Raw genomic sequence first — 24,087 nt, forward strand, 5'->3', positions numbered from 1 at the left:
TAACATGTTTTTCGCCAACGAAAGCGTATTGAATTTGAGGAAAATTCTCATCAAGTGATTTATACCGCAACCGGCGCTTTAATTCCCGGCTCAGGATTATAATTTTCTAAAGTAAAATCTTCAAAATCAAAATCGAAAATATCTTTAATTTCCGGATTCAGCTTCATCGTGGGTAACTCTTTCGGTGTGCGCGAAAGCTGTTTATGAACCTGTTCGAAATGATTGTTATAAATATGAACATCGCCAAAAGTGTGTACATAATCGCCGACTTCTAAACCGCAAACCTGTGCAACCATCATCAATAACAAAGCGTAACTTGCGATATTGAAAGGAACACCCAGAAAAACATCTGCGCTTCTTTGGTAGAGTTGCAAAGATAATTTTCCATCGGCAACATAGAATTGAAACAAAGCGTGACAAGGCGCTAAAGCCATATTCGGGATTTCAGCAACATTCCAGGCAGAAACGATTAAACGCCGGGAATCCGGATTTTTTTTGATCTGGTCTATAACTTCCGTAATCTGATCGACTACTTTTCCGTTTGCTCCAGTCCAGCTTCGCCATTGTGCGCCGTAAACAGGCCCGAGATCCCCATTTTCATCGGCCCACTCATTCCAGATGGAAACGCCGTTATCATTCAAATATTTAATGTTCGTGTCCCCTTTTAAAAACCAAAGTAATTCATAAATAATGGATTTTAAATGAACTTTTTTCGTAGTCATTAAAGGGAAACCTTTCGACAAATCGTAACGCAACTGGTAACCAAAAACGCTTCTTGTACCGGTGCCAGTTCGGTCGGTTTTATCGGTTCCGTTGTCTAAAATATGCTGAAGAAGATCGAGGTAGTTTTGCATTGATTTGAATGTGTTGAAGTGATAATGTGACGATGTGTTCATCTGAAAATTAAAATGGACAAATGATAACAGTTTTCAAATTTACCAAATTTTTATAATGTTCTGTTTTATCTTATTTAAATAAAATTCTTCGCCTTCAGACTTTTCTGTCATTGCGCGTGCCAAAGGACTTTCCGGTGATATTAAAAATATTTTTTGATGATGATTTTCAATATTTCCTAAAGAAACTGTGATGTAAAAGAATCCTTTGTCGGTTTCTACCAAACTTCCCAAACCGATTATCTGATGAGGATTGGTATTGATTGATTTTAAAGAATTTTTCGCCCTTACATTTTCATTCAACTGAATCTGCAGATTGTTGATTTCCTGCTGAACCATTTCCCGCGATGTTTCATACTTATCACCCATCGAACTTTTGGTTTCGTTGTTGGAAGCTCGGGTTTCGGCAATTAAATTTTCTAAATTTTTAATTTTTTCGGCGAGTTTTGTTTTGACGATATTTAAAATGTCTTGTTTATTCATTTCTTTGATTTGTGGAGTTACCCTTTCAGCGTTTTTTTCCTTATTTGAAATTCTTTTTCGGGTAGTGAAAACGCTGAAAGGGTTTTGTTATTTTAAAAAATTAAATCTTCATCATTCAAATTTTCATGGCAAAAAATGAAATTTTCTTTTCCGCCAAATAATTCAATTACTTCTTCCCGCATAATTTTGGTTGAATTCTCGGAAATAATTGCATTGAATGAACTCCATTTATAATCTTTCACCTTTTCACAAAAACCATGATTTATCGGATTTGAATGAATATAAACAACCAATCTTTTCAAATATGCTTCGTCTTCAATTCTTTTGCGCTCGAAAGGTTTTTCAAAAAGACTTCCTGTTCTTTCGTATTTTTTATTTACAGCCTGTGAATAAGCATTAAAAAAATGAGACAATTGCCTAGACGCTGAAATTATTTTGGGTTTAATAACCGTTGTATATTTTAGCTCATGTTCTTTTACAGAACTTTTTTCTTTAATTCTTAACAAAAAATGAAAATGATTTTTCATTAAACAATATGCATAAACATCGGCAATTGGTAAAACATAACGATGCATCAATTTTGTAAAATAGGCATAGTTTTGTTCTTCAATGAAAATATTTTCACTGTTATTTCCTCTGTTATAAATGTGATAGAAAAATCCTTCTTCTAAATTGTCAATTTTCATATTTTGAAATTAAGAAAAATTTTGTTTCCAACTCAAAAAACCCTTTCAGCGTTTTATCATTAGAAAACGAATATATCAAAACACGAAACGCTGAAAGGGTGTCTTAGGTTCGAAACACATTTATTTCTCGAAAAATATTTATTAAAAACGGGCCAAAGCCCTTTCCTATTGACACTTTAATAAGGATGTCGTCTATTTTTCCATTACGGCATAACCGCCTACAGGCAAGTAAAAACTTTTATCCTGAGCGAAATCCTTTACCGGACCGGAAAAAACATTTTTAAAAATTCCGCCAGCATTCTCATCATCGATGGTAAAAGAAACTGCTTCTTTCGAAAAATTTAAAACTGTCAAAACTTCATTTTTCCCATTTTTTCTAACGTAGGCTAAAACTTTATCATCGGCAGAAGTTTTTAACAAATGCGTTGATGCAGCTGCGTCGCCACCTCTTAATGCGGGATTATTGGTTTTTAAGTTAAATAACGTTTTGTAGAAATCCGCCATTTGATAATTTCCGTTCCAGTCAATGACATCTTTTTCAAAAAACTCTAACCGCTTCATATTCGGCAATTCCTGACCGGAGTACATTAATGGAATCCCGCCCCAGGTGGCAGAAAAGACCGCCAACGGTTTTGCGATCACGCCATATTTTTCATATTCGGTTCCGTTCCAGGTATTTTCGTCATGGTTGGTCGTAAACCAAGCTCTCATGGATTGGTCGCCAATTGCAGTATACTTTTGAAGTAAATCTTTTAACTCAGCAAGTGGAAGATTTTTTTTGTAATAATCTTCAGTTTTGTGCATCCAGGTCCAGGAATAACTGGCATCGAAAACTTTACCGTATTCCGGATTTTCGAGTTCATCAAATTCGCCGATGAAAAATAAGGGTTTTATCTTTTCAACTTCGGGTCTTGCCTGTTCCCAGAAATCGACTTCTACCCAACTGGCCAAATCGCAGCGGAATCCATCGATTTTGGTTTCACGAACCCAAAATTTCATGGCATCGATCATTGCTTTTCTCATGTCGGGATTTGAATAATCAAGTTCGATGATATCGTCCATTCCGGAAGCGATATGAAATTTCCCGTCTGCATCGTGAAGGTAATATTCGGGATGAGAAACCGTCCAGACATGATCCCAACCGGTGTGATTGGCCACCCAGTCAATGATCACTTTGAAACCCATTTTGTGCGCTTCATTCACCAAATGTTTGAAATCTTCTAAATTACCGAATTCGGGATTGATGGAAACGTAATCGTGCGCCGCGTATTGACTTCCCATCGTTCCCTTTTTCACTTTCTGGGAAATGGGGGTAATCGGCATGAACCACAAAGTTTTCACGCCCATTTCTTTCAGGCGCGGCATTTCTTTTTCGAAAGCGCGGAAGGTTCCTTCCTGAGTATATTGTCTGAGGTTAACTTCGTAGATATTCGTCGTATGTTTCCACTCGCTGGGTAAATCCATTTGTTTCTTATTTTTTTGGGTGGTGCAGGAAATCACTCCTATTCCCAGAATTGCTAAAAGAATCAGTCTTTTCATAGGTTAAGATTTAGGGCAAATATATCGTTTATTATTTAATTTCCCTACGTGTGGCAATGGCTAAATTGCCGGCTGGTGATATAAAAAATTGACAAAATGAGTTTCTGAATCTTTATTTTCTTCATTAAAAAAACCCCGAGGTTTTCGAGGTTTTTATTATTTACAAATCATTTAGTTTAAATCGTCTTCGAAGTCGTCGTCATCGAAGTTGTCGTCATCATCAAAATCATCATCGTCTTCGTCGTCATCAACGTCAAAACTGGTGGCTTTAAATTCATCCTCAAAACTTGGGAATTCGTCATCGGATAAAGTAATTACACCATTTCTTTTTGCTTTTGTTCCGTTTTTTGTAGGCGCTTTTAGCGGCATTTTGCCAAATCTGAAAACGGTAATGGGATAGTTTACGGCAGGTTTCTCGTCGATAATTTCAATGAGTTCACAAAAGAATTCCCACAAATCCATAAACCCATATTGGAAATGAATTTTGTCTCCTGATTTCTGAAAGGCCTCGGTGATGTAAATATCAGACATAATTTCTCCTTCACCGTCATCGCTCATATCTTCCAGTGGTACAGTCTTTACCACCACTCCATCTTCATCCAGGATATTAAAAACAGACAAATCATCACCCATCAATGAAAATGCACTTTTGATTCCCAAATGCAGGTTCCAAAGATTTTGCTTGTCTTTTATTTCAACATCTCTGAAAATATTCTCTTTGGTGTCTAAAATAATTCGGAGTTTGTAAACCATTATTACCTTAAATTTTTACGATTAATTATTAGTTTTATTCTTCGACTGCAAATATAAAACAATTGAAATTTGGCAAAAAAATTATTACAGACTTTTTATTAAAAAGTTTTGCTTAAATTTCTCGCCATCCTAAATCGTTTTGGGCAAAGAAAAACTGAATCGCGTACCTTCTAAGTAAACACTTTCTACGGAGATATTTTCCCCATGTGCTTCTAAAATATGCTTTACAATCGCCAGACCGAGACCCGAGCCGCCATCGTTTCTATTTCTGCTGGATTCAATCCTGTAAAACCTTTCGAAAATCCGATGCAGCATTTCTGGTTTGATGCCCATTCCATTGTCTTTAACTTCGACCAAAACTTTCTGATTTTCGATACTAGTTTTGATGGTTACCGTTGCACTTTCGCGGTTGGAATAATATATGGCATTTGAAATTAAATTGATTAAAACCTGCGAAATTTTTTGTTTATCTGCCATCACCAACATTTGATTTGAAGAGGTCTGCAGAATAATTTTGGTATTCTTTTTCTGGGCTTCCAGATCCAGTATATCAATCAGTTCACGGATGAGGTGATTGAGATCGAAGCGGCTTTCAGATAAAGTAATCTCGCCACTTTCAAACTGATTCATCATGTCTAAATCCTTTACTATGTTAAGTAATCTTTCCACAGATTTATCAATTCTCTCCAGGTATTTATCCCGGATTGCCAGGTTTTCTACGCCACCTTCCAACAAAGTATCCACGTAACCCTGAATGGTAAAAAGCGGCGTTTTCATCTCATGCGAGATATTACCGATGTATTCTTTGCGGTAGGTTTCCATTCCCTTCATGGTATCGATTTCGGCAGTGTTTTTAAGATTGAGATCAGAAACCCTTTGACCCAGTTCTTTGAAGTTCAAATCATTATCTTCATCGGTTATTTCTTCGGGTAAAATGGTTGATATTTTCCTGATCTGTCTTTTTCCGTAAAAATTAAAAAGAAAATCAACCACCAGATAATTGATAATACCCAAAATGAGAGCGCCCAAAATTAAGGTCTGATAAAACTGCTGCCTGTTTTCCGGAAACGAATGCTTGGCAGAATCGAAAATGTACACCAGCAAAAGCATAACGCCGGTAAGGAATAATGATGCGAGAAAAGTAAGGCGGTAAAATTTCATTATTTTGCAAATTAATTGGGTAGAAGATGCTGATTTACTAAACTTAAACCACTAATTTATACCCGATTCCTTTTAAAGTCTGTATCGTATTAATGCCCAGTTTTTCGCGCAATCTTCTGATGTGGACATCGATGGTTCTTTCGCCAACAACCACATCATTTCCCCAAACTTTTTCTAAAATCTCTTCCCGTTTAAAAACTTTTTCAGTGTTTGAGGCTAAAAGATAAAGCAAATCGAATTCTTTTTTAGGCAATAAAAAGTGCTGTCCGCTTTTGGTCACTTTCACATTGTCTTTGTCGATAACCAAGTCGCCAATTTTCAGGACTTTGGCGTCGTTGCTTACTTTTGAAGTCAGTTGCAAAAGCGCATTAATTTTAGAAATAAGAATTTTCGGCTTAATGATTTTTACGACGTAATCGTTTGCGCCAGCCTGAAAACCTGCCAATTGAGAAAACTCTTCGCTTCGGGCAGAGAGAAAAACGATGAGCGTATTCTGCAGTTCTTTAATCTGACGAAGTTCCTGGCAGGTTTCAATACCATCTTTTTCCGGCATCATCACATCGAGAAGAATCAGGTCGGGAATTATTTCTTTGGCTTTCAGAATACCATCGTTCCCATTGGTTGCGGTGGTAACCAGATACCCTTCTTTCTCGAGATTATAGGAGATTATTTCTAAAATATCAACCTCATCGTCAATCAAAAGAATCTTTTTCTTGTGCATTGTAAACTTTTTATTCTTTCAAATTTACTCAAATTAAATGTTCCAAATTTCATTAATTCAAATATTCATATTAAATTAATATTACCCCATTTTTGTTAAGGCAATGGTAAACTATAATTAAAACTGACGCAACACAAAATCAACGCATTATTTCTTCCTTTGCCTCGAAAGAAATCTAATTAAAAAGAAGAAATGAATATCAGAAAAGTGGGTCTTGCAGTTGTTTTATTAAATGTCTCTGCAACTTATCTCTACGCACAAGTTTCGGTGAAGGACACTTTACGCAAGGAAAAAAACATTGAGGAAGTTACGATCAAAGCTTCTGGGAATAAAAAATCTGAATCGGCTCTTTTGCTCGATCAGAAAAAAGCCATTATCCAAAAACAATCGATGGGATCTGAAGAGATTTCCCGAAAAGGAATTTCAAATCTTGAACAGGCATTGGTTAAAATGACGGGAATTACCAGTGTGGAGGGTCGCGGAATCTTTGTAAGAGGCTTAGAAGACCGCTACAATACTTTGCTCATTAATGGTTTGGGTTCGCCGTCAAATAATCCGTTTCAAAAAATAATCGCGTTGAAACAGTTCCCAACCGATGTGGTCGGGAAGCTTAATATTTACAAGACTTTCAATTCTAATTTATACGCAGATTTTGCAGGAGCTACTTTCGATATTGAAACTTTAACTTACGAAAAACCATTTTCTAAGATTGAATTTGGAATCGGAATCAATACTTTGAGTACATTTCGAAATAATTTTAAGATTAATCCCAACGCCAATTCCATAGAAGGGTATGTTGGTTTGAATTCGAAAGACCGCCAATTGCCGAATGAAGTAAAAGACTACCGCCCCTCGGGATATAATTTCACCAGCGGGCAGTCAAGGAATTCTTTTGGTGAAGGTTGGAACGTGGATAATGTAAAATCTTTGCCTAACACGAGTATGGGTTTTACCACGGCTCAGAAATTTAAAATAGGAGAAACTTCAAACTTAGGGTTTCTATTCTCCTTGAACCAAGGAAACCACTACGAATACAAAGATGGCGCAAAAAATCAGTTTCGATTAAATGGAAATTCAATCGATTATAACAACAACCTCAACAGAAAAGAATACACGTACGAAACGGAATCTTCTGTTTTGCTGGGCTTGGGTTTTAAAAATAAAGGAACTGCCATTAATTTAAATGGATTCTTCCTCCAAAATTCCGAAAATCTTATACAGGATTATTTAGGATTTAGAAATGGTGAAACCAATAATCAGCAGTTCATCCGGGTAAATCAACAGGATATTTCCAGGTTTACCGATCTGCAGCTAACCGCTTCCCAAACCTTTAGTGAAAGACATTCCCTAAAAGCCGGAGCAAGCTGGGTGAACAATTTTTATCAGCAACCAGACCGGAAGATCATGTACGGTCAACCGGGCGAAGGAAATATTGTTAACTTATCTGTTGGCGGAAACAATTTACTCAGACAATATTTGGATGTCAGCGGTAAAAATTACTTTTCAGCCTTTGCCGAATATGCTGTGAATCTGGGACAAAAAGGAGACAGAAAAGATTTCCCATGGCAACTGGCCGTTGGATATAACGGTTTTGCAGATATTAGAAATACGTCTTACCGTTTCATTTATTCTGTTCTGGACAATCCTTCGCAATCCCAGATTACTGTGGATAGGGACCAGCCACAAAGTGTTTTTGATCAGGCAATCCGAGATGGTGCTTATCATTACAGAGAAGGTTCTACATCGGAATATAAAAATAATTTGTACCAGTTTGTCAATGCAGGATATTTAAACCTCACTTATAAACCTTCTGCATTATGGGATCTTTTACTTGGGGGAAGAGTTGAAAACAACATGAATATCACCCGCTACAAGCCAATCAGTGTAGGAATAAATGACGACTTTGTAAATCTCACTAAAAACCAGTATTATTTTTTACCTTCTTTATCGGTTAAAAGAACTTTAAATACGAAATCGAATATTCGTTTTGCTGCGAGTAAAACCATTACGCGACCGATTCTTATTGAGTATATGCCAATCACATACATCAATCCGGACAACGAAAACATCTTCGGAAATAAAGATTTATCAAATAGTGAAAACTACAATTTTGATTTAAAATATGAAGTTTTCCCGACGAATAAAGAAATGTTTGCCGTAAATATTTTTGCGAAGAAAATCGACAAAGCTATTGAGCGTTCTTATATCGCCTCCGGAAACTCTAATGGGCAAACCATTACGTTCTTCAATGCCAAAACCGCAACCTTAGCAGGAGTTGAATTAGAAGGAATTTTATCTTTAAGCAGAATTAGTGAAGCATTTTCCCGCTGGACTGTAGGAGCAAATACGACCGTGATGTACTCTAATGTACAAAGAAGTGCAGACCAATCCGCGGAAACCGACGTGGAAGCCAACAGAAAGAGAGCTTTGCAGGGAGCGGCACCCTGGACCGTAAATGCGGATTTAAAATACGAGTACAAAAATGCGCAGAATTTCGCTAAGACATTCTCGCTCATTTACAATGTTTCGGGAAAGAAAATTTACGGTGTAGGTTTCTCTAAACTGGATAATATTTTTGAAATGCCGTTTCATCAATTAGATTTCGTCTATAACAATCAAATCTCAAAAAACTGGAACATAAAGTTTACGGTTCAAAATTTATTGGATTCTAAGTACCAACTGAAATTGGGCGATAAAAGCTTAGTTCAGGTTCAGGAAAATTCCCTTCTGATGGAAAATTACAAAAAGGGAACTTCATTTAACATGACCGTAGGGTACACTTTCTAAATCAAATTTAAATCTCATAAAAAATTAATAAAAGAAATGAAAAAAAACATCTTAACCTTAGTATCACTTGCCTTGGTCCTGTCGGTAACCTCTTGTACGGTTGACATTCGGGAGGATAATAATACGCCTACTACAAACGGTGGAAATCCGCAAACAACAGGAAATGTAATGGACGGCTCGGGAACTCTATCCGGAGAAATCTCTAAGGACCTTCTTGTTAAAAAAGGGAATTACACCCTGAAAGGCATTGTGAAAGTTAGTTCAGGGGCTACAATCACCATCGAACCTGGTGCAGTTTTCACCGCAACAACCAGTGAAGTAAGTGGTTTGGTTATTTTAAAAGGAGCGAAAATAAATGCGGCAGGTACGGCAGATCAACCAATTGTTTTCACCTCAGACAATAAAACTCCCGGTGATTGGGGAGGTGTAACTTTGTATGGCGACGCCCCGATTAAAGCCTTGAATGGAGCAACAACAGCACTTTCTGAAGATGGCAACAACCAATATTACGGCGGCGCAGATGCCAACTCCAATTCCGGAACCATGAAATTTGTACGCGTAGAATACGGAGGAAGAAAAATCGGTGACGGAACTTCAGAGACCAACTCGATGACATTCTATGCAGTTGGTGCCGGCACAACTTTAGAAAACCTGGTTGCCTATAAAGGAACCGATGATGGTTATGAATTTTTTGGAGGTACGGTGAGTGCGAAAAACTTAATTTCTTACGGAAATTATGATGATGCTTTTGACTGGCAAGATTCCTGGAGCGGCCAAAACAACTCCAACTGGTTCGGTTACCAAACCGGAATCGGTAATTTTGGAATGGAAATCGAAGCATCCTCTAACGCCGACAATACGCCGCCGAAAGTAAATACCATTACTTTAATCAGAGCCGCGGGAACACTTCCAGAAGTTTCGGGCTCGCCGGAAGTTTCAGCAATTCAATTTAAAAAACAGGGAACGGGAATTTTCTCCAATGTATATGTCGACGGGTACAAAAACACCGGTGGAAAAAGTGCATTCGCAGTTTTAATCCAAGATCTGGCTACAGAAACAAGTCAGCTTGCTACAGGAAAAATCAAAGTAGAACCATTATTCGCTACCGCAAATAATGATAATCTTTTGAAATTCGGCTATGCTTTCACTTCAACAAATCCTCTAAGCTTTACCAATGCTGCCACCGTAACCAAAGTTGTTCTGACTTCAGGTGCGTGGGCCACTGTAAATGGTGTAGATCTTTTGGCGCCACTCAAATAAGTTTTAATTCTTTATATCAAAAAAAAGGCTTTTCAAAATTTTTTGAAAAGCTCTTTTTTTATTCTGCAACCTCATCCTCATCGCCATATTGTTCAAGATAATACGAAAATGAAAAATCATCAAGTTCATCGTCGGCATCTTCCAAAGTGGTCAGCAAATCTTCGAAATCCTCAAGTTGTTCTACACTCATATTCACAAATTCAATATGCAGCGGAAGCTCCACAAATCCGGTTATGGAATCGTACAGCGCATCCAGATTGTCGCCGAACGTTTCAGGAAGTTTCAGTTTTTCTTTTAATTGATCGAAAAAATCTTCCATATCTCCGATTTCCAAGAAATCTATATATACAGTATTCATAATGTTTTAATTTTAAATTTTAAAAGTAATCCCATCCAGCCCACTTGGCTCTTTTTACTTTTTACCTGGCTCTTATTATTGCTTGTCAAAAGTTTTATAATGATCTTTGGTGAGCCAGACTTCGCCGTTTTCGGTAAAGATAATTCGGTCGGCATTTCGGTTGGCACAATTGTAATTAACGTCAGCTTCGTAATAATTATTTCCGGCAGGAAGTTTTTTTTCTCTGTTGCTGAAATGATCTCCACCAATGGCTTTTCCGGGAAGAACATCGCATAAATTTCCTTTTGAAGCGATCCAGCCTTGTTTTCGAGCTTCGGATTTGGTCAGATAATAATCGGGGAGCCGGTGATTGATTTTCACATAATTAATAACCGTTTTTTCTTCGGTGAGTTCATTGATGTTTCCCGAGACTTTTGCTGATGGTGCACTTTTATTTTCCTGAATAGAAACTTCAGAATTTGCCGTCTCCGTTTTCTTTTCGACTTTATAATAGTTAATCAGATACATGACCAGAAATGCAGTCAATAATCCGATGATAAAGAAGAGGAGAATTTTTATTTTGTCTTTGTTCATTAATTTTTATTTGAAATTATTTTAAATATCCCTTAAAAATGAAGGAAATTTCAACGCCATTCTTCAGGAATATCACACACCGGAATCGGCTGAATTTTATGTTGAGCAGCTTTATTCATCCGGCTGAAAATTTTGAAAACTTCCAGATCTCTTCCCGAATAATCACTTTCTGTTTTCGTTCCCCATTCTTTCTGAATTTTCTCAAGCTCCGGATAAGTCGCCCCGATTTGCTGCTCATCGGTTCTGGCTTCATCCCACAATCCATCTGCAGGAATGGCATTTTGAATTGATTCTACAAGTCCCAATGATTTTGCCAAAGCATAAACTTCTGTTTTATACAAATCGGCAATCGGTGAAACATCTACGCCGCCGTCACCGTATTTGGTAAAAAATCCAATCCCAAAATCTTCTATTTTGTTTCCGGTTCCACAAACCAGAAGATTGTTGATTTGTCCGTAATAATATAAAGTCAGCATTCGCAATCTTGCGCGGGTATTGGCAAAAGCCAGTTTTTCAGCCGGAAAATCTGCATCTTTAACATCGAAAGTTTTGTATAATTCTTCGAACACGGGAGTCAGGTTCACCGACATGATTTCTACGTTGGAGAAACGGTTTTTTAAATCTTCCATGTGTTCCAGGGCACGGTCAACCTCATCGGCATTTTGGCGTATCGGCATTTCGATTAACAAGGTTTTCAATCCTGTCATGGCACACAACGTAGAAACCACTGCAGAATCGACACCGCCGGAAACGCCGATGACGTATCCTTTTACGTTGGCTTTATCGGCGTAATTCCTCAACCATAACACTATTTTTGCTATTACTTTTTCTGTTTGCATATTTTTTTCGGTTAAAAGGGCTGTTAGAGCTTAAAGCTCTAACAGCCCTCATTTCTTATTTTAAAAAATTTTCTTTTTTCAACTCGTACCAATAACAAGTTGCATGATCTAATTCGTCAATAAAAGTCGCCTTTTCTTCAAAGCCCAATTTATCTTTTAATATTTTGTTTGAATCAATGTTTTGAATCACTGCACAAGTATAAATTACATTCAAATTCATATTTCTAAAACCATATTCTAAAACTCCTTTTGCCGATTCTGTAGCATATCCTTTTCCCCAGTATCCGGGTAAAAAGCGATAACCCAATTCGTAAACATTTTTGAAACCATTAACCGGATCAGTCAACAATTTCAAACCACACCAGCCGATTAAAAGATTAGATTTTTTTTCAATCACTGCCCATCTTGCAATTCCATTTTCGGTATATTGTTTTCTGATTTTCTGAATTGTCTCTTCAGATTCTTCCAATTTTGTTACTGGTTTTACACCAATATATTTCATAACCTCCGGATTGCTGTCAAGTAAAAAAATTCTTTCAATATCCTCTGAAATAATTTCTCTTAAAATAAGTCTTTCGGTATCAACAAATATTTTTGCCATTAATTTTCCTTATTTTTGCCTTTCTAATTTTGATGTAAAAATAATGAAGTTTTTTAGATATCTCTTATTTTCTGCGGTATTCCTAACAGGATTGGCTTCGTGTAAAAAAGACACCACAAATATTTGGAAAGTAGAGGTGAAAAATCCAGTTGAAAAAGTACAGTTGATCGATATTTCCAAAGAATTCTACGATCCCGATATTCCACTGGAAACTTTTACCCAAAAATATCCATGGTTTCAGGGAACTGTTCCTAATGAAGATTTTGCCGAAAGAAGAAAAGATCCCGAGGAAATTAAAGTGTACAAAGAAGCGGTTTCAAAAATCGATATTCAAAAACTGAATAATGACTTGGCTTCTTTATTTTCAAACATTAAAAATTATTTCCCCAATTTTAAAGAACCACAGGTTTTCCTGTACTCTTCAGCATTACAGGGCATCATGGAACCCATCTTTTATGAGCCTGAAAAAGAAATGTTATTTATCGACATTACCGCCTTTATGGGAGAGAATAATCCCAATTACACAGGTTTGGAACTGTATTTTCAGAAAAGCATGAATCCAAAAAACATTATTCCTAAAGTTTCTGAAATTCTGGCGGAACACTTTGTGAAACCCAATTTTGAACATCAAAAATTCATAGACCAAATCGTGTATTACGGAAAACTGATGACTTTGCAGGATGCCTTTTTACCCAACGAATCGGATGCTTTAAAAATGAATTATACGCCCGAGCAATATGAATGGGCCAAAGCCAACGAAGCCAATATCTGGAATTATTTCGTGGAGAACAATTTGGTTTTCAGTGACGACCAAAGATTAGGAGAACGGTTCATCAATCCTGCGCCATTTTCTAAATTCTACACCGAAATCGATAATGAATCTTCACCACAAATTGGAATTTTTACCGGTTGGCAGATCTGCAGAAAATTCTATCAGGAAAAACCAGAAACTAAGTTGGTGGATTTTCTAAAAATGAACGCTCAGGAAATTTTTAACCAAAGTAATTACAAACCGAAAAACTAAAGACAATAGAAAAGAGATTGCTTCGCTGACAGATAAGAGACACGAGATATGATTACTATTACTATTACTTTAAAAACTAAAATAGAAATATTTAAATAATTCAAACTCTCAATTTTAAAAAATAAAAATTTACATATGAAAAAAACTCAAATCACAATAGATATTGAATTAGACGAAAACCACGTTCCCGAACGAATGACGTGGAATGCTGAAGACGGTGGAGTCGAAAAACAGGAAACCAAAGCCACCATGATTTCTGTGTGGGACGACGAAACAAAGGAAGCCTTAAGAATCGATCTCTGGACGAAAGACATGCCTGTTGACCAGATGAAAATGTTTCTGCACCAAATCTTAATTTCTATGGGTAACACCTACGAAAGAGCGACTGGCGAAGAAGATGTTGCATTTTGGCTTGAACAAATGGCAGAAGAATTTGCACAACGTGCTGCGATAAAAATGTAAAAAAATAAATATAGCAATCTAAAAGTCTAAGAAAACTGTTAAATTGATATATTGCTAAATTATAAAAATTATGAATTTCAATACCAAAGTAATCCACGGTGGCCAACACCACGAGTCAGCGACAGGATCTGTGAATGTTCCTGTATTTTTAACGTCCACTTTTGCGCAGAAATCTCCGGGGGTACATTCCGGATACGAATATTCAAGAGCGGCAAACCCGACAAGACAAGCTTTGGAAGACAGTTTGGCTTCCATCGAAAACGGAGCAAGAGGATTGGCTTTTGGTTCCGGTTTGGCTGCGATTGACTGTGTTTTAAAATTATTAAATCCGGGCGATGAAGTTGTTGCCGTTGATGATTTATATGGTGGGACATACAGAATGTTCACGCGATTATTCAAAAAATACCAGTTGAAATTTACGTTTGTGAATTTTGACGATGTTTCAAAAATATCAGACGTAATTACGGATAAAACCAAATTGATCTGGCTCGAAACTCCGACGAATCCATTAATGAAACTGGTCGACATCAAAGCGGTGACGGATCTGGTAAAAGGAAAAGATATTTTGGTTGCGGTCGACAATACTTTTGCGACGCCTTATCTTCAGTTGCCATTGGATTTAGGTGCAGATATCGTCATGCATTCTGCTACGAAATATTTGGGCGGACATTCTGATGTGATTGCAGGAGCACTTATTGCGAAAACTCCCGAACTTGGAGAAAAATTACATTTCATTCAGTTTGCAAGTGGTGGAATTCTCGGACCGCATGATTCTTATTTGGTTTTAAGAGGAATAAAAACATTGGCTTTAAGAGTTCAGAGGCATTCTGAAAACGGAATGGTAGTCGCGAAATATTTAGAAAATCATCCAGCCGTAGATCAGGTTTTTTATCCAGGATTAGAATCTCATCCGCAATTTGATTTGGCCAAAAAACAGATGAAAGATTTTGGCGGAATGGTTTCTTTCACCTTTAAATCAGGAAAAAAAGAAGATTCAATTAAGTTTTTAGAAAAGGTAAAAGTATTTACTCTGGCTGAATCTCTAGGCGGTGTAGAATCTTTGGCCAATCATCCGGCTTTGATGACCCACGCTTCTATTCCCGAAGAAAAACGCGCAGAATTAGGAATCACCGATGATTTGGTGAGATTAAGCGTTGGAATTGAAGATAAAGAAGATTTGATCGCAGATTTAGAAAGAGCTTTCGGTTAAAATCCTTTTGATTTTTTTTAAAATTCATAACCATAAAAGTCACAAAAGTTTTATTTAAAGAAATATAAAACTTTTGTGCCTTTTGTGGTTTAAAATAAAATTTCCAATGAACGAATTTCAAAAATACATTCAAAGATATTTAGATTTAATTCCCTCTGAAAATTGGCTGGAAGAGCTGAAAAAATCGGGCGAAAAAACCGTATCCTTATATTCCTATTTAACCGAAGAACAGTCCAATTTCGCTTATGCAGAAGGAAAATGGACGTTGAAGGAATTGCTTTTACATTTATCGGATACCGAAAGAATTTTCCAATACCGAATTTTGGCTTTTGCAAGAGGTGAAAAATCTGGGTTGCCAGGTTTCGATGAAGAAAATTATACCGCGAATTCGTTTGCGAATGAAAGAAGTTTAGATTCTTTATTACAGGAATATCAATTCGTGAGGCAATCTTCTCAAATTTTATTGGAAACATTGAATCCATCTGTTTTAAAAAATACCGGAAAAGCCAATGGCCACAAAATTTCGGTCGAAACGATAGGGAAATTAATTGTTGGGCATAACATTCATCATTTGAATATTATTGAGGAAAGGTATTTAACAGAATTGTAAAAAATGCAGAAGACAAGAAAAGCGACAATTGATGATTGCTCAGATTTATCCGTTTTGTTTGATGAATACAGGATTTTTTATCATAAAGAAAGCGATGTAAAAAGTGCAGAAACTTTCCTCAAGGAAAGATTACAAAATAAGGATTCCGAAATTTATGTGGCTGAATTGGACGGAACACTGGTTGGATTTGTTCAGCTGTATCCCCTTTTTTCTTCCACAAGAATGAAAAAATATTGGCTTTTGAATGATTTATATGTGAATGAAAATTTTCGCGGGAAAGGTTTTTCAAAGCAATTAATTGAAGAAGCAAAAAATTTGTGTCGCGAAACTTCGGCTTGTGGAATGCTTTTGGAAACCGGAAAAAATAATGAAATCGGAAACCAACTCTACCCCAATTGTGGTTTTGAATTATATGATAACGTAAATTTTTACGAATGGTCGAACATGAAATAATGGGTGAATTGTAATAAATATTTGAAAATGAACTGTCCCTGTTGCTCCGGAAAATCGTACGACGAATGTTGCAAACCGTATCACCACGGCGAAAAACATGCACCAACTGCTGAAGCTTTGATGCGTTCACGGTTTTCAGCCTTCGCGATTCCGAATGGAGAATATCTGATGGACACGACTTTTCCTGCCAAACGTAAATTGCACAACAAAGAAGATTTACAGGAATGGGGAGAAATCAATGAATGGACAAAACTGGAGATTATCCGCAAACCGAATTCAAATCAGGTCGAATTTAAAGCGTTTTATACCGATGATAACGGAAAACCACAGATTCATCACGAACTGTCAGATTTTAAACAAAAAAACGATCGCTGGTATTATGTGAAAGGAAAATTCTTAAGCTAATAGAAAACTTAGTCCTGCGATCTTTCCTGTTTCTTCTTTTGCCTTAAAACATACAAATACAGACTTTCGACTTTGGTTCTTGCCCAATCTGTTTTCCGCAAAAACTTCAGAGAAGATTTAATACTCGGATTATCGGTAAAACATTTGATATTGATCTGTTCGCCGAGTTTTTCAAAACCGTCGTAATATTCCACCAATTCTTCTAAAATAGCATCGAGGCGTTTTCCGTGCAGAGGATCTTTTGATTTTTGTTCCATAAGGTGTAAAAATAGGTAAATTAGTTTTCAGGAAATAAAAAAAGATGAAATCTGACCAAATTTAGAACAAAATGAATTCTCCAGTTTAAAATATTGGCAAACAAATTAGAAATAAGTCTGATCTTTTTTCAAAAAAACGGACTAAAGCCCGTTCCCCTTTAAAACTGATTTCTGTAAAAATCATCTCACTATTGGCGCAACTTTCCCGCCAAATAACTCAATAGATTTCACCATGATGTCATTTTCCGGTGCGCCCACATCCATGTGTCCGATAAATCTTGTGATGCCGAAAAGCTCTTTCATATAGGCGATTTTATCCGCAACTTCATTTGTATTTCCGATAAACAATGCGCCCTCTTTTGCTCTTCCACCGTCGTACTGCATTTTGGTGTAAGGCGCCCAACCTCTTGTCGCGCCAATTCTGTCCATTTGCGATTTATAATTTTGGAAATATCCGTCGATCACTTTCTGATCTTCACTCACGAAAGTGTGCGAATGAATCGCGATTTGCATTTCAGACTCTTTGTGTCCGGCGGCAAGATATTCCTGTTTGTAAAAATCAATTAAATTTTTAAACTGAACGGGCATTCCTCCTATAATTGCGACGATTAAAGGCATTCCTGATTTCGCGGCGCTTAAAACCGATTGTGGCGTTCCACCGACCGCTCTCCAGATGGGAAGTTTTCCGTTATTTTTAGCTCTCGGATAAACAGTTTGGTTTTTCATCGGTGCACGGAGTTTTCCTGTCCAGGTAACGTTTTCTTCGGAATTTATCTTTAATAACAAATCTAATTTTTCATCGAAAAGCTGTTCGTAATCATTCAGAGAATAGCCATACAAAGGAAACGACTCGATGAAACTTCCGCGACCGACAAATATTTCAGCTCTTCCGTCTGAAATTAAATCTAAGGTGGCAAAATCTTCATAGACTTTTACAGGTTCTGAGGAACTCAAAACCGTTACTCCACTTGCTAATTTTATATTTTTCGTGATGCTCGCAGCGGCAGCTAAAACCATTTCGGGAGACGAAACCGCGTAATCAGCACGATGGTGCTCACCCATGGCAAAAACGTCGATTCCGACGTCATCCATTAATTTTATCTGTCCTAAAATTTCACGGATTTTAATTCCTGCATCTTTATATTTTCCGGTATTTTGGTCGACGGCTAAGTCACCAAACATTCCAATTCCTACTTCCATATTTTTATGATTTTTGATGGTACAAAATTACCACAATTGAAATTTAAAAGCATTGATGAATGATAAGAACAGATCATGAAAAATAATCTTCTACTTTTTTTAATTACTTTTGCAATTATTAAAATTTTTCTGAAAATCTACCAAAATAATTCATGGAAAAAATCATCGAAACTTTAAAAGCCGGCGGCACAATTCTTTACCCAACCGACACTATTTGGGGAATCGGGTGCGACGCTACAAACCCAGAAGCCATCAACAAAATTTTTGAAATTAAAAAGCGGGAGAAGAACAAATCAATGATTATTCTGGTGGAATCTGCAAAGCGTTTGGAGGATTTGGTAGATGTTTCCGAAATGGCCTGGGAAATTATGGATTTGTCGGAAAAACCGGTAACTTTAATTTACGACAATCCGAAAGGTTTGCCGAAAGAAATCCTGGCGGAAGACGGAAGTATCGGAATTCGTCTGGTGAATGATTTATTTTTAAAAAAGATCATTACAAAATTAAATAAACCCTTGGTTTCTACTTCTGCCAATTTTAGCGGACAAAAATCGCCGATGAAATTCTCCGATATTTCGCAGGAAATTATTGATTCTGTCGATTTTGTAGCCGAAGAAAATCATGATAAAGTTTCAGAATATTCAGGTTCGTCTGTTATCAGAATATGGAATGACGGCAGAATTAAAGTTTTGAGAGAATAATTTTCAGAAAAGATCTGTTTTTATTTTTTATAAAGTTTTTCATAGGTTGAAATCCAATCCTGTGGCGATATTTTCCGAGACAGTTCCGCAATCAGTTCAAAAGGAATATCATCTGTTTTTTTGAAACGGATGCACGACTTGCCCATATCTAATTTTCTTGCAGAATATTTCGGATATTCCTCCGTAAACCATTTCAGCAAATCTTTATTGGCGTAAATCCCCATGTGATACAACGCGATAAAATTTTTCTGAGAAGCCAGATTAATAAATGGAAGCGGCGTATTTGGAGTACAGTGATAACCGGCGGGATACGTTTCCAAAGAAATATTCCATCCGATCATGCCGTAACTCAGTTCTTCCTGAAAACCCTGAGGCAAATTCTGCGACACCGTTTTATACAGTTTCCTGAACGAAGATTTTCTTTCTTCGGGAACGTTATTTAAATAGTCTTCAATAGAATTTGCCTCGATTTTCATTACTTATTTTTTTAAATATTCATCAAAATAATCGGTTACTTTTTGCATCAAATGCACTCTGTCTTTTCCTACGACATTATGTTCATGTCCGGGATAAACGAAATAATCCATTTGTACCCCATGATCGACGGCTGCTTTTAGAAAATTTATGGAATGCTGCCAAACAACCACATTATCCTGCGCTCCGTGAATCATCAGTAAATGTCCTTTTAAATTCTGCACTTTATCCAAAAGATTGGCTTGCCTGTACCCTTCAGGATTACTTTGTGGGGTATCCATATATCTTTCGGTGTACATAATTTCGTACATATTCCAGTCGATGACTGGACCGCCGGCCACTCCTGCTTTGAAAACGTCTGGATGCTTCAGCATGAAACTCGTGGTCATAAATCCGCCATAACTCCAGCCATGAATTCCCAACCGATTGGCATCCACATAAGGCAGCGATTTCAGATAAGCGACTCCCTGCAACTGGTCTTTCATTTCAGTTTCTCCGGCATTTCTGAAAATAGCCTGTTCGAATTTCAATCCGCGGTTAGAAGAACCCCGCCCGTCCATAGTGAAAACGATATATCCTTTCTGCGCCATGAATTCATACCACAAATTCCCGGAGGCTGGGAAACTATCCGTTATCAACTGAGCATGCGGCCCATTGTATAAATAAACAATTACCGGATATTTTTTGTTTGCATCGAAATCGGTCGGTAAAATAATTTTACCATATAAAGGCGTTCCGTCATCAGCTTTTAAAGTTACATTTTTGATTTCGGGTCTTTGATAATTTTTTAAAGTATTTTCTGCGGACAGTATGTTTTTAATTTTTAAAGTATTGGTATTGATTAAATTAGCAATTCGCGGTGTATTTGCATTGCTGTAGGTATCATACAAATGATTCCCATCCTTGCTCAAAATACCGGAATGCATACCGGCTCCCTGATCTAATCTCTGGGTTTTAAAATTCGTCCAGTCGAGTTTATAAAGATGTCTTTCCAACGGAGAAACCTGGGTAGAAACGTAGAAGATTTCTTTCTTTTTTTCATGAAAACCGAGAATATCGGTGACGACCCAATCTCCCTTCGTCAACTGTGCAACCAGACCTTTCTCTACATTATAATGGAATAAATGATTAAATCCGGTACGCTGACTTTGCCAAATAAAATCGGTCGTTGAGTTCGGGAAAAACAACAACTGCTGTTGTGGCTCGACATATTTATCAGACTTTTCCTCAAATATATTTTTAATAAAACTTCCGGTAGAAGCGCTGTACTGATTCATTTTCAAATCATTCTGATCGCGGTTCAGGACTCCTACGAAAACCGATTTCGAATCTGGATTCCAGGTAAACACGGTCAGATACTGTTCTGGATCGCCTGCAGTATTTAAGAAAGTCGTTTTATTGGTTTTCAGGTCATAAATTCCTAAAGTAACGTGATGAGAAGGAGTTCCTGCCATTGGATATTTAATATTTTTATTCACCGCGGGAACTACACTCCAATCGATAACCGGATAATCGGCAACCATCGACTGATCCATTCTGTAAAATGCAATTTTCGAATTGTCGGGAGAAATAAAAATACCTTTGCTGATGCCAAACTCTCTTTGATGAACCGCCTGTCCGTTCAGGATATCTTTATTTTCATCATTGGTAATGACAGTGACTTTTCCGTTTTTATTGAGGTATAAATTATTTTTCACGGTATAAACGTAGCCTTGATTATCTCCCAACATTTGGGTATTCTCAGCTTCTTTATTGAGTTCCGTTCCTGCTTTAATTTTCCATTCTTTGCCGGAACGTTCGATCCAAAAACTTTGTGATCCCTGGTTAAAATATCCTTTATCCTTATTGATAAAAGTTATTCTGGGAAATGATTTTAATTTTTTGTCTGAAGACAAAGTATTATTCAGCTGATACAGGGAAACCAAAGTATCCTGTTTCTGAGTAGAAACATCTGTCACTAAATAAGCGTTTTTGGTTGATTGATAATAGGTTTTGCCGTCATCAGCCCAGGTAAACTGCGAAATATTTTTCACGGCAAGGTTGCTTCTCAAACCGTTTACTGATTCAGCAATCGTAAATTTTTGATTTTGTGCATAGAGAAAACTTCCTGTAACAAGGAATAGTAAAGAGAATTTTGAAAACTTCATTTCTTAATAATTAGATGCCTAAAAATAAGAAATAAATTCGAAACTGTTAAGAAATGTTAAATCAAAAATCAACGTTCATTCCCATCAGCTGGATTCCATAAAAATTGGATGATGAGATCTTGAGTTTATATTTTTTCTGCTGAATTGCAACAGTACCGTTGGTCTTTTTTACCATTGCATTTTTGGCGACGTTTTTGCCAATCAGATAACCCAGAAGAATCGCAATAGGATAATCCGATGCCCAATGCACTTTACTTTGAATCATCTCAAGACTCATTAATCCCATCAAAGCAAAACCCAGTGGTCTGATCCATTTTTTTTCAGGATAATTTTCAGATAAAACAATCCAGGCAGCGATTCCGGTAGTTAAATGACCGGAAGGCATTGCATCGTACTTTGAGGTGTTTTTCTGATACTCTGCAAAGGAGGGAATAGGATTCCAGTTACTGTGATTCATACCTGACTTTGCAGTCTCAAAAGGACTTTCTCTTCCGCTAAGCCGCTTTAATGGTTGAGAAAAAAGTCCAGACAGCAAAACACTTTGCACCAGTTGCATCGACGTACTCTGAGCACGGTAATCATCGGTAATCAAACCGTAAGTGGCCAAACCTGCTCCAATGAGAATAAAGGCGGTTCCGTTTCCCATAAAGTAAACAAAAGAACCGATGTCACCCGGGATTATTTTCAAAGGGCCCAAATTATAATAGGTATGATCTTCACTGAATCCTACACTTTCGCCCAATCTTCTACCCATATTCAAAATTGCGGGATCTACGGCCACCAATGCAATAGTAGAACCCAATGCAAGTAAAGAGTAACCATAGATGTTTGTAGAAACTACATTCTCACCGACTCCTACAAAATTTTTAGGAATCTTTCTGTAGATATCTGATATCCTTGGTTTCTGATAAATCAAAGTCGTACATTCCGAAAGCTGAAACTCCTGTGTCCTTATTTGAACCGCCGAATCATGTTTCTGCGAAAAAAAGAATACAGAAAACAACAGAGCCAATATGGGTACACTTTTTCTCATTTTTAATAAACCGTTCCTGCGAAAGGATCTGTGGTACTTTTTGTTTGATTCCACTTATATTGATGCGTCCAGTAAGCTACTTTCATTGAGAGAATTCCCAAACCAGCGCCGAAAAGAACATCTGAAACATAATGCTTATTGTTTGCGATTCTCATCACGCCCACTGCTGTTGCGGTACCGTAAGCGGCATAAGGAACCCATTTATATCTATCCCCATATTCGATGGAAAGCATGGTAGCTCCAGCAAAAACATTTGCGGTATGACCGGAAGGAAACGCGTAAGCAGTCCCATCTGGTCGCGTGTGTTTTAAAGTTGTTTTCAAAATATAAACCGCGCCCAGATTTAGCAGCTGCCCTTTTATTAAAATTGCAGTTCGGTTTTGCCAGTCGGTTCTGGGTTTCATGCCGGCGAGTTCAAAACCGTAAATCGCAACGAAAGGAGCAAATTGTAAATAATCATCTGCATGATTTTGGAAACCGAACAGATGTTCGTTTCGCTCTTCCACCAATTCATTTTTTAACGATTCCGAACCGCTTCCATCTGAAATGATTCCCGAAAGCATCAAACCTGCGGGGACGTACAACTTTTTATATCGAAAGTCAAACCGCTTATTCTGCGTTTTTAATGTATCCCTAACTTGAGCGAAATTAAAGCAGTGCAAATTCAAAATCATCAGGAATAGAAAGATTTTTTTCATGTTATAATTTTAAGTAAAATTATAAAAATTGATGCTACTCTACATTAAATATCATATAAATATAACGAAATCATTTGCTTAGTGATTTTAGTTGAAGAAAATTTACTATTTATTCATTTCTTAACTTACATCAATGCCAAAGACCGCAATCGGAATTATCTTTGCACTACAAAATATTAATAATAAATAAAAAAAACATTATGGCGACAAAATGGAATTTAGATCCAACTCACAGTGAAATTACTTTTAAAGTAAGACACATGATGATTTCTAACGTTAAAGGTGGCTTCACCAATTTCAATGTAGAAATGGAAGCGGAAGACGATACTTTCAAAAACGTACATGTAAAAGTGACAATTCATACAGATTCTATCAACACGAACAATACCGACCGCGATAACCATTTGAAAAGTGAAGATTTCTTCAATGTTGCCGCAAACCCCGTAATTACTTTTGAATCTGATTCTTTGACCAGTGATGTTACAGGAAATCTGACGATCAACGGTATTACAAAACCAGTAAAATTAGATGTAGATTTCGGTGGAATCAATGTAGATCCTTGGGGACAAACCAAAGCCGGTTTCTCTTTTGAAGGTAAAATCAGCAGAAAAGATTTTGGTTTAAACTGGAACGCAGCTTTGGAAACAGGTGGCGTAATGGTTTCTGACGAGGTGAAAATTGCAGGCGACCTACAATTTGTAAAAGCATAAAATAAAATTTCATAGTTGATTTTTCAAGGTTCACTCTGATTTTTAGTCG

General features: G+C 37.0%; 27 protein-coding genes. 10 read left to right on the top strand and 17 right to left on the bottom strand.

The window, feature by feature from the left end:
- Nucleotides 1-59 precede the first annotated feature (59 nt).
- From NBC122_RS01175 to NBC122_RS01205, 7 genes are all read right to left on the bottom strand, one after another.
- Nucleotides 60-854, bottom strand: coding sequence for a thymidylate synthase (locus NBC122_RS01175; protein ID WP_133438622.1), 795 nt, complete (start codon nt 852-854; stop codon nt 60-62).
- 81 nt (nt 855-935) lie between these two features.
- Complete coding sequence (locus NBC122_RS01180) at nt 936-1,376, bottom strand: hypothetical protein (RefSeq protein ID WP_133438623.1); 441 nt, start codon at nt 1,374-1,376, stop codon at nt 936-938.
- 92 nt (nt 1,377-1,468) lie between these two features.
- Nucleotides 1,469-2,062 (bottom strand): hypothetical protein, encoded by a 594-nt coding sequence (locus NBC122_RS01185; RefSeq protein WP_133438624.1) that lies wholly within the window; start codon nt 2,060-2,062, stop codon nt 1,469-1,471.
- Nucleotides 2,063-2,254: 192 nt separating this feature from the next.
- A complete protein-coding gene (locus NBC122_RS01190; protein WP_133438625.1) occupies nt 2,255-3,601 on the bottom strand; it encodes an alpha-amylase family glycosyl hydrolase in 1,347 nt (448 codons plus the stop codon).
- 171 nt (nt 3,602-3,772) lie between these two features.
- The gene (locus tag NBC122_RS01195; protein WP_133438626.1) at nt 3,773-4,354 is read right to left on the bottom strand and encodes an IS1096 element passenger TnpR family protein; all 582 of its coding nucleotides are present in this window, start codon (nt 4,352-4,354) and stop codon (nt 3,773-3,775) included.
- A gap of 129 nt (nt 4,355-4,483) precedes the next feature.
- A complete protein-coding gene (locus NBC122_RS01200) occupies nt 4,484-5,515 on the bottom strand; it encodes a sensor histidine kinase (RefSeq protein WP_133438627.1) in 1,032 nt (343 codons plus the stop codon).
- A gap of 43 nt (nt 5,516-5,558) precedes the next feature.
- Nucleotides 5,559-6,236 (bottom strand): response regulator transcription factor, encoded by a 678-nt coding sequence (locus tag NBC122_RS01205; protein ID WP_133438628.1) that lies wholly within the window; start codon nt 6,234-6,236, stop codon nt 5,559-5,561.
- A 192-nt stretch (nt 6,237-6,428) separates the two neighbouring features.
- On the opposite strand from NBC122_RS01205, the gene NBC122_RS01210 reads away from it, so the two are divergent.
- Both NBC122_RS01210 and NBC122_RS01215 read left to right on the top strand, forming a co-directional pair.
- Nucleotides 6,429-9,023 carry a TonB-dependent receptor plug domain-containing protein gene (locus NBC122_RS01210; protein ID WP_133438629.1) on the top strand — a complete coding sequence of 865 codons (2,595 nt, stop codon included), beginning with the start codon at nt 6,429-6,431 and terminating at the stop codon, nt 9,021-9,023.
- A gap of 36 nt (nt 9,024-9,059) precedes the next feature.
- Nucleotides 9,060-10,283 carry a hypothetical protein gene (locus tag NBC122_RS01215; RefSeq protein WP_133438630.1) on the top strand — a complete coding sequence of 408 codons (1,224 nt, stop codon included), beginning with the start codon at nt 9,060-9,062 and terminating at the stop codon, nt 10,281-10,283.
- A gap of 58 nt (nt 10,284-10,341) precedes the next feature.
- On the opposite strand, the gene NBC122_RS01220 is transcribed toward NBC122_RS01215, so the two are convergent.
- From NBC122_RS01220 to NBC122_RS01235, 4 genes are all read right to left on the bottom strand, one after another.
- On the bottom strand, nt 10,342-10,641 hold the full coding sequence (locus tag NBC122_RS01220) for a barstar family protein (protein WP_133438631.1): 300 nt from the start codon (nt 10,639-10,641) through the stop codon (nt 10,342-10,344).
- A gap of 75 nt (nt 10,642-10,716) precedes the next feature.
- Nucleotides 10,717-11,214, bottom strand: a complete 498-nt coding sequence (locus tag NBC122_RS01225) for a ribonuclease domain-containing protein (protein ID WP_133438632.1) — start codon at nt 11,212-11,214, stop codon at nt 10,717-10,719.
- Nucleotides 11,215-11,264: 50 nt separating this feature from the next.
- Nucleotides 11,265-12,053: an NAD(+) synthase gene (gene nadE / locus NBC122_RS01230; RefSeq protein ID WP_133438633.1), complete on the bottom strand. Its 789-nt coding sequence runs from the start codon at nt 12,051-12,053 to the stop codon at nt 11,265-11,267.
- A gap of 55 nt (nt 12,054-12,108) precedes the next feature.
- A complete protein-coding gene (locus tag NBC122_RS01235; protein WP_133438634.1) occupies nt 12,109-12,654 on the bottom strand; it encodes a GNAT family N-acetyltransferase in 546 nt (181 codons plus the stop codon).
- Nucleotides 12,655-12,697: 43 nt separating this feature from the next.
- Between NBC122_RS01235 and gldB the strand changes: the two genes are divergently transcribed.
- From gldB to NBC122_RS01265, 6 genes are all read left to right on the top strand, one after another.
- Nucleotides 12,698-13,678, top strand: coding sequence for a gliding motility lipoprotein GldB (gene gldB, locus NBC122_RS01240; protein WP_133438635.1), 981 nt, complete (start codon nt 12,698-12,700; stop codon nt 13,676-13,678).
- 135 nt (nt 13,679-13,813) lie between these two features.
- Nucleotides 13,814-14,140: a gliding motility protein GldC gene (gene gldC / locus NBC122_RS01245; RefSeq protein WP_133438636.1), complete on the top strand. Its 327-nt coding sequence runs from the start codon at nt 13,814-13,816 to the stop codon at nt 14,138-14,140.
- Nucleotides 14,141-14,210: 70 nt separating this feature from the next.
- A complete protein-coding gene (locus tag NBC122_RS01250) occupies nt 14,211-15,350 on the top strand; it encodes a cystathionine gamma-synthase (protein WP_133438637.1) in 1,140 nt (379 codons plus the stop codon).
- A 106-nt stretch (nt 15,351-15,456) separates the two neighbouring features.
- Nucleotides 15,457-15,960, top strand: coding sequence for a DinB family protein (locus NBC122_RS01255; protein ID WP_133438638.1), 504 nt, complete (start codon nt 15,457-15,459; stop codon nt 15,958-15,960).
- A 3-nt stretch (nt 15,961-15,963) separates the two neighbouring features.
- Nucleotides 15,964-16,413, top strand: coding sequence for a GNAT family N-acetyltransferase (locus NBC122_RS01260; protein WP_133438639.1), 450 nt, complete (start codon nt 15,964-15,966; stop codon nt 16,411-16,413).
- A 27-nt stretch (nt 16,414-16,440) separates the two neighbouring features.
- Nucleotides 16,441-16,818 (top strand): YchJ family protein, encoded by a 378-nt coding sequence (locus NBC122_RS01265; protein WP_133438640.1) that lies wholly within the window; start codon nt 16,441-16,443, stop codon nt 16,816-16,818.
- Nucleotides 16,819-16,826: 8 nt separating this feature from the next.
- On the opposite strand, the gene NBC122_RS01270 is transcribed toward NBC122_RS01265, so the two are convergent.
- Together NBC122_RS01270 and NBC122_RS01275 are read right to left on the bottom strand one after the other, a co-directional pair.
- The gene (locus NBC122_RS01270) at nt 16,827-17,075 is read right to left on the bottom strand and encodes a VF530 family protein (RefSeq protein WP_133438641.1); all 249 of its coding nucleotides are present in this window, start codon (nt 17,073-17,075) and stop codon (nt 16,827-16,829) included.
- 180 nt (nt 17,076-17,255) lie between these two features.
- Nucleotides 17,256-18,275, bottom strand: a complete 1,020-nt coding sequence (locus NBC122_RS01275; RefSeq protein ID WP_133438642.1) for an LLM class flavin-dependent oxidoreductase — start codon at nt 18,273-18,275, stop codon at nt 17,256-17,258.
- Nucleotides 18,276-18,427: 152 nt separating this feature from the next.
- Here NBC122_RS01275 and NBC122_RS01280 point away from each other — a divergent pair, with 152 nt between their 5' ends.
- Complete coding sequence (locus tag NBC122_RS01280; RefSeq protein WP_133438643.1) at nt 18,428-18,976, top strand: L-threonylcarbamoyladenylate synthase; 549 nt, start codon at nt 18,428-18,430, stop codon at nt 18,974-18,976.
- A gap of 20 nt (nt 18,977-18,996) precedes the next feature.
- Here the strand turns inward: NBC122_RS01280 and NBC122_RS01285 are convergent, their stop codons facing one another.
- From NBC122_RS01285 to NBC122_RS01300, 4 genes are all read right to left on the bottom strand, one after another.
- On the bottom strand, nt 18,997-19,452 hold the full coding sequence (locus NBC122_RS01285; RefSeq protein WP_133438644.1) for a DUF1801 domain-containing protein: 456 nt from the start codon (nt 19,450-19,452) through the stop codon (nt 18,997-18,999).
- Nucleotides 19,453-19,455: 3 nt separating this feature from the next.
- Nucleotides 19,456-21,597, bottom strand: coding sequence for a S9 family peptidase (locus NBC122_RS01290; RefSeq protein WP_133438645.1), 2,142 nt, complete (start codon nt 21,595-21,597; stop codon nt 19,456-19,458).
- Between the two features lie 61 nt (nt 21,598-21,658).
- Nucleotides 21,659-22,630, bottom strand: coding sequence for a phosphatase PAP2 family protein (locus NBC122_RS01295; RefSeq protein WP_133438646.1), 972 nt, complete (start codon nt 22,628-22,630; stop codon nt 21,659-21,661).
- Between the two features lie 2 nt (nt 22,631-22,632).
- Nucleotides 22,633-23,328 (bottom strand): phosphatase PAP2 family protein, encoded by a 696-nt coding sequence (locus tag NBC122_RS01300; protein WP_133438647.1) that lies wholly within the window; start codon nt 23,326-23,328, stop codon nt 22,633-22,635.
- Between the two features lie 200 nt (nt 23,329-23,528).
- On the opposite strand from NBC122_RS01300, the gene NBC122_RS01305 reads away from it, so the two are divergent.
- Nucleotides 23,529-24,038, top strand: coding sequence for a YceI family protein (locus tag NBC122_RS01305; RefSeq protein WP_133438648.1), 510 nt, complete (start codon nt 23,529-23,531; stop codon nt 24,036-24,038).
- Nucleotides 24,039-24,087 lie beyond the last annotated feature (49 nt).

Source organism: Chryseobacterium salivictor (genome assembly GCF_004359195.1).
GTDB classification, from domain to species: Bacteria; Bacteroidota; Bacteroidia; order Flavobacteriales; family Weeksellaceae; genus Kaistella; species Kaistella salivictor.

Bases quoted from the DNA above. Each gene is read 5' to 3' on its own strand.
- NBC122_RS01205 (WP_133438628.1), bottom strand. From the start codon at position 6,236: ATGCACAAGAAAAAGATTCTTTTGATTGACGATGAGGTTGATATTTTA.
- NBC122_RS01215 (WP_133438630.1), top strand. From the start codon at position 9,060: ATGAAAAAAAACATCTTAACCTTAGTATCACTTGCCTTGGTCCTGTCG.
- NBC122_RS01175 (WP_133438622.1), bottom strand. From the start codon at position 854: ATGCAAAACTACCTCGATCTTCTTCAGCATATTTTAGACAACGGAACC.
- NBC122_RS01225 (WP_133438632.1), bottom strand. From the start codon at position 11,214: ATGAACAAAGACAAAATAAAAATTCTCCTCTTCTTTATCATCGGATTA.
- NBC122_RS01270 (WP_133438641.1), bottom strand. From the start codon at position 17,075: ATGGAACAAAAATCAAAAGATCCTCTGCACGGAAAACGCCTCGATGCT.
- NBC122_RS01290 (WP_133438645.1), bottom strand. From the start codon at position 21,597: ATGAAGTTTTCAAAATTCTCTTTACTATTCCTTGTTACAGGAAGTTTT.
- NBC122_RS01305 (WP_133438648.1), top strand. From the start codon at position 23,529: ATGGCGACAAAATGGAATTTAGATCCAACTCACAGTGAAATTACTTTT.
- NBC122_RS01220 (WP_133438631.1), bottom strand. From the start codon at position 10,641: ATGAATACTGTATATATAGATTTCTTGGAAATCGGAGATATGGAAGAT.
- nadE (WP_133438633.1), bottom strand. From the start codon at position 12,053: ATGCAAACAGAAAAAGTAATAGCAAAAATAGTGTTATGGTTGAGGAAT.
- NBC122_RS01295 (WP_133438646.1), bottom strand. From the start codon at position 22,630: ATGAGAAAAAGTGTACCCATATTGGCTCTGTTGTTTTCTGTATTCTTT.
- NBC122_RS01200 (WP_133438627.1), bottom strand. From the start codon at position 5,515: ATGAAATTTTACCGCCTTACTTTTCTCGCATCATTATTCCTTACCGGC.
- NBC122_RS01255 (WP_133438638.1), top strand. From the start codon at position 15,457: ATGAACGAATTTCAAAAATACATTCAAAGATATTTAGATTTAATTCCC.
- NBC122_RS01300 (WP_133438647.1), bottom strand. From the start codon at position 23,328: ATGAAAAAAATCTTTCTATTCCTGATGATTTTGAATTTGCACTGCTTT.
- NBC122_RS01260 (WP_133438639.1), top strand. From the start codon at position 15,964: ATGCAGAAGACAAGAAAAGCGACAATTGATGATTGCTCAGATTTATCC.
- NBC122_RS01190 (WP_133438625.1), bottom strand. From the start codon at position 3,601: ATGAAAAGACTGATTCTTTTAGCAATTCTGGGAATAGGAGTGATTTCC.
- NBC122_RS01265 (WP_133438640.1), top strand. From the start codon at position 16,441: ATGAACTGTCCCTGTTGCTCCGGAAAATCGTACGACGAATGTTGCAAA.
- NBC122_RS01250 (WP_133438637.1), top strand. From the start codon at position 14,211: ATGAATTTCAATACCAAAGTAATCCACGGTGGCCAACACCACGAGTCA.
- NBC122_RS01285 (WP_133438644.1), bottom strand. From the start codon at position 19,452: ATGAAAATCGAGGCAAATTCTATTGAAGACTATTTAAATAACGTTCCC.
- NBC122_RS01185 (WP_133438624.1), bottom strand. From the start codon at position 2,062: ATGAAAATTGACAATTTAGAAGAAGGATTTTTCTATCACATTTATAAC.
- NBC122_RS01210 (WP_133438629.1), top strand. From the start codon at position 6,429: ATGAATATCAGAAAAGTGGGTCTTGCAGTTGTTTTATTAAATGTCTCT.
- NBC122_RS01275 (WP_133438642.1), bottom strand. From the start codon at position 18,275: ATGGAAGTAGGAATTGGAATGTTTGGTGACTTAGCCGTCGACCAAAAT.
- gldC (WP_133438636.1), top strand. From the start codon at position 13,814: ATGAAAAAAACTCAAATCACAATAGATATTGAATTAGACGAAAACCAC.
- NBC122_RS01195 (WP_133438626.1), bottom strand. From the start codon at position 4,354: ATGGTTTACAAACTCCGAATTATTTTAGACACCAAAGAGAATATTTTC.
- NBC122_RS01180 (WP_133438623.1), bottom strand. From the start codon at position 1,376: ATGAATAAACAAGACATTTTAAATATCGTCAAAACAAAACTCGCCGAA.
- NBC122_RS01235 (WP_133438634.1), bottom strand. From the start codon at position 12,654: ATGGCAAAAATATTTGTTGATACCGAAAGACTTATTTTAAGAGAAATT.
- gldB (WP_133438635.1), top strand. From the start codon at position 12,698: ATGAAGTTTTTTAGATATCTCTTATTTTCTGCGGTATTCCTAACAGGA.
- NBC122_RS01280 (WP_133438643.1), top strand. From the start codon at position 18,428: ATGGAAAAAATCATCGAAACTTTAAAAGCCGGCGGCACAATTCTTTAC.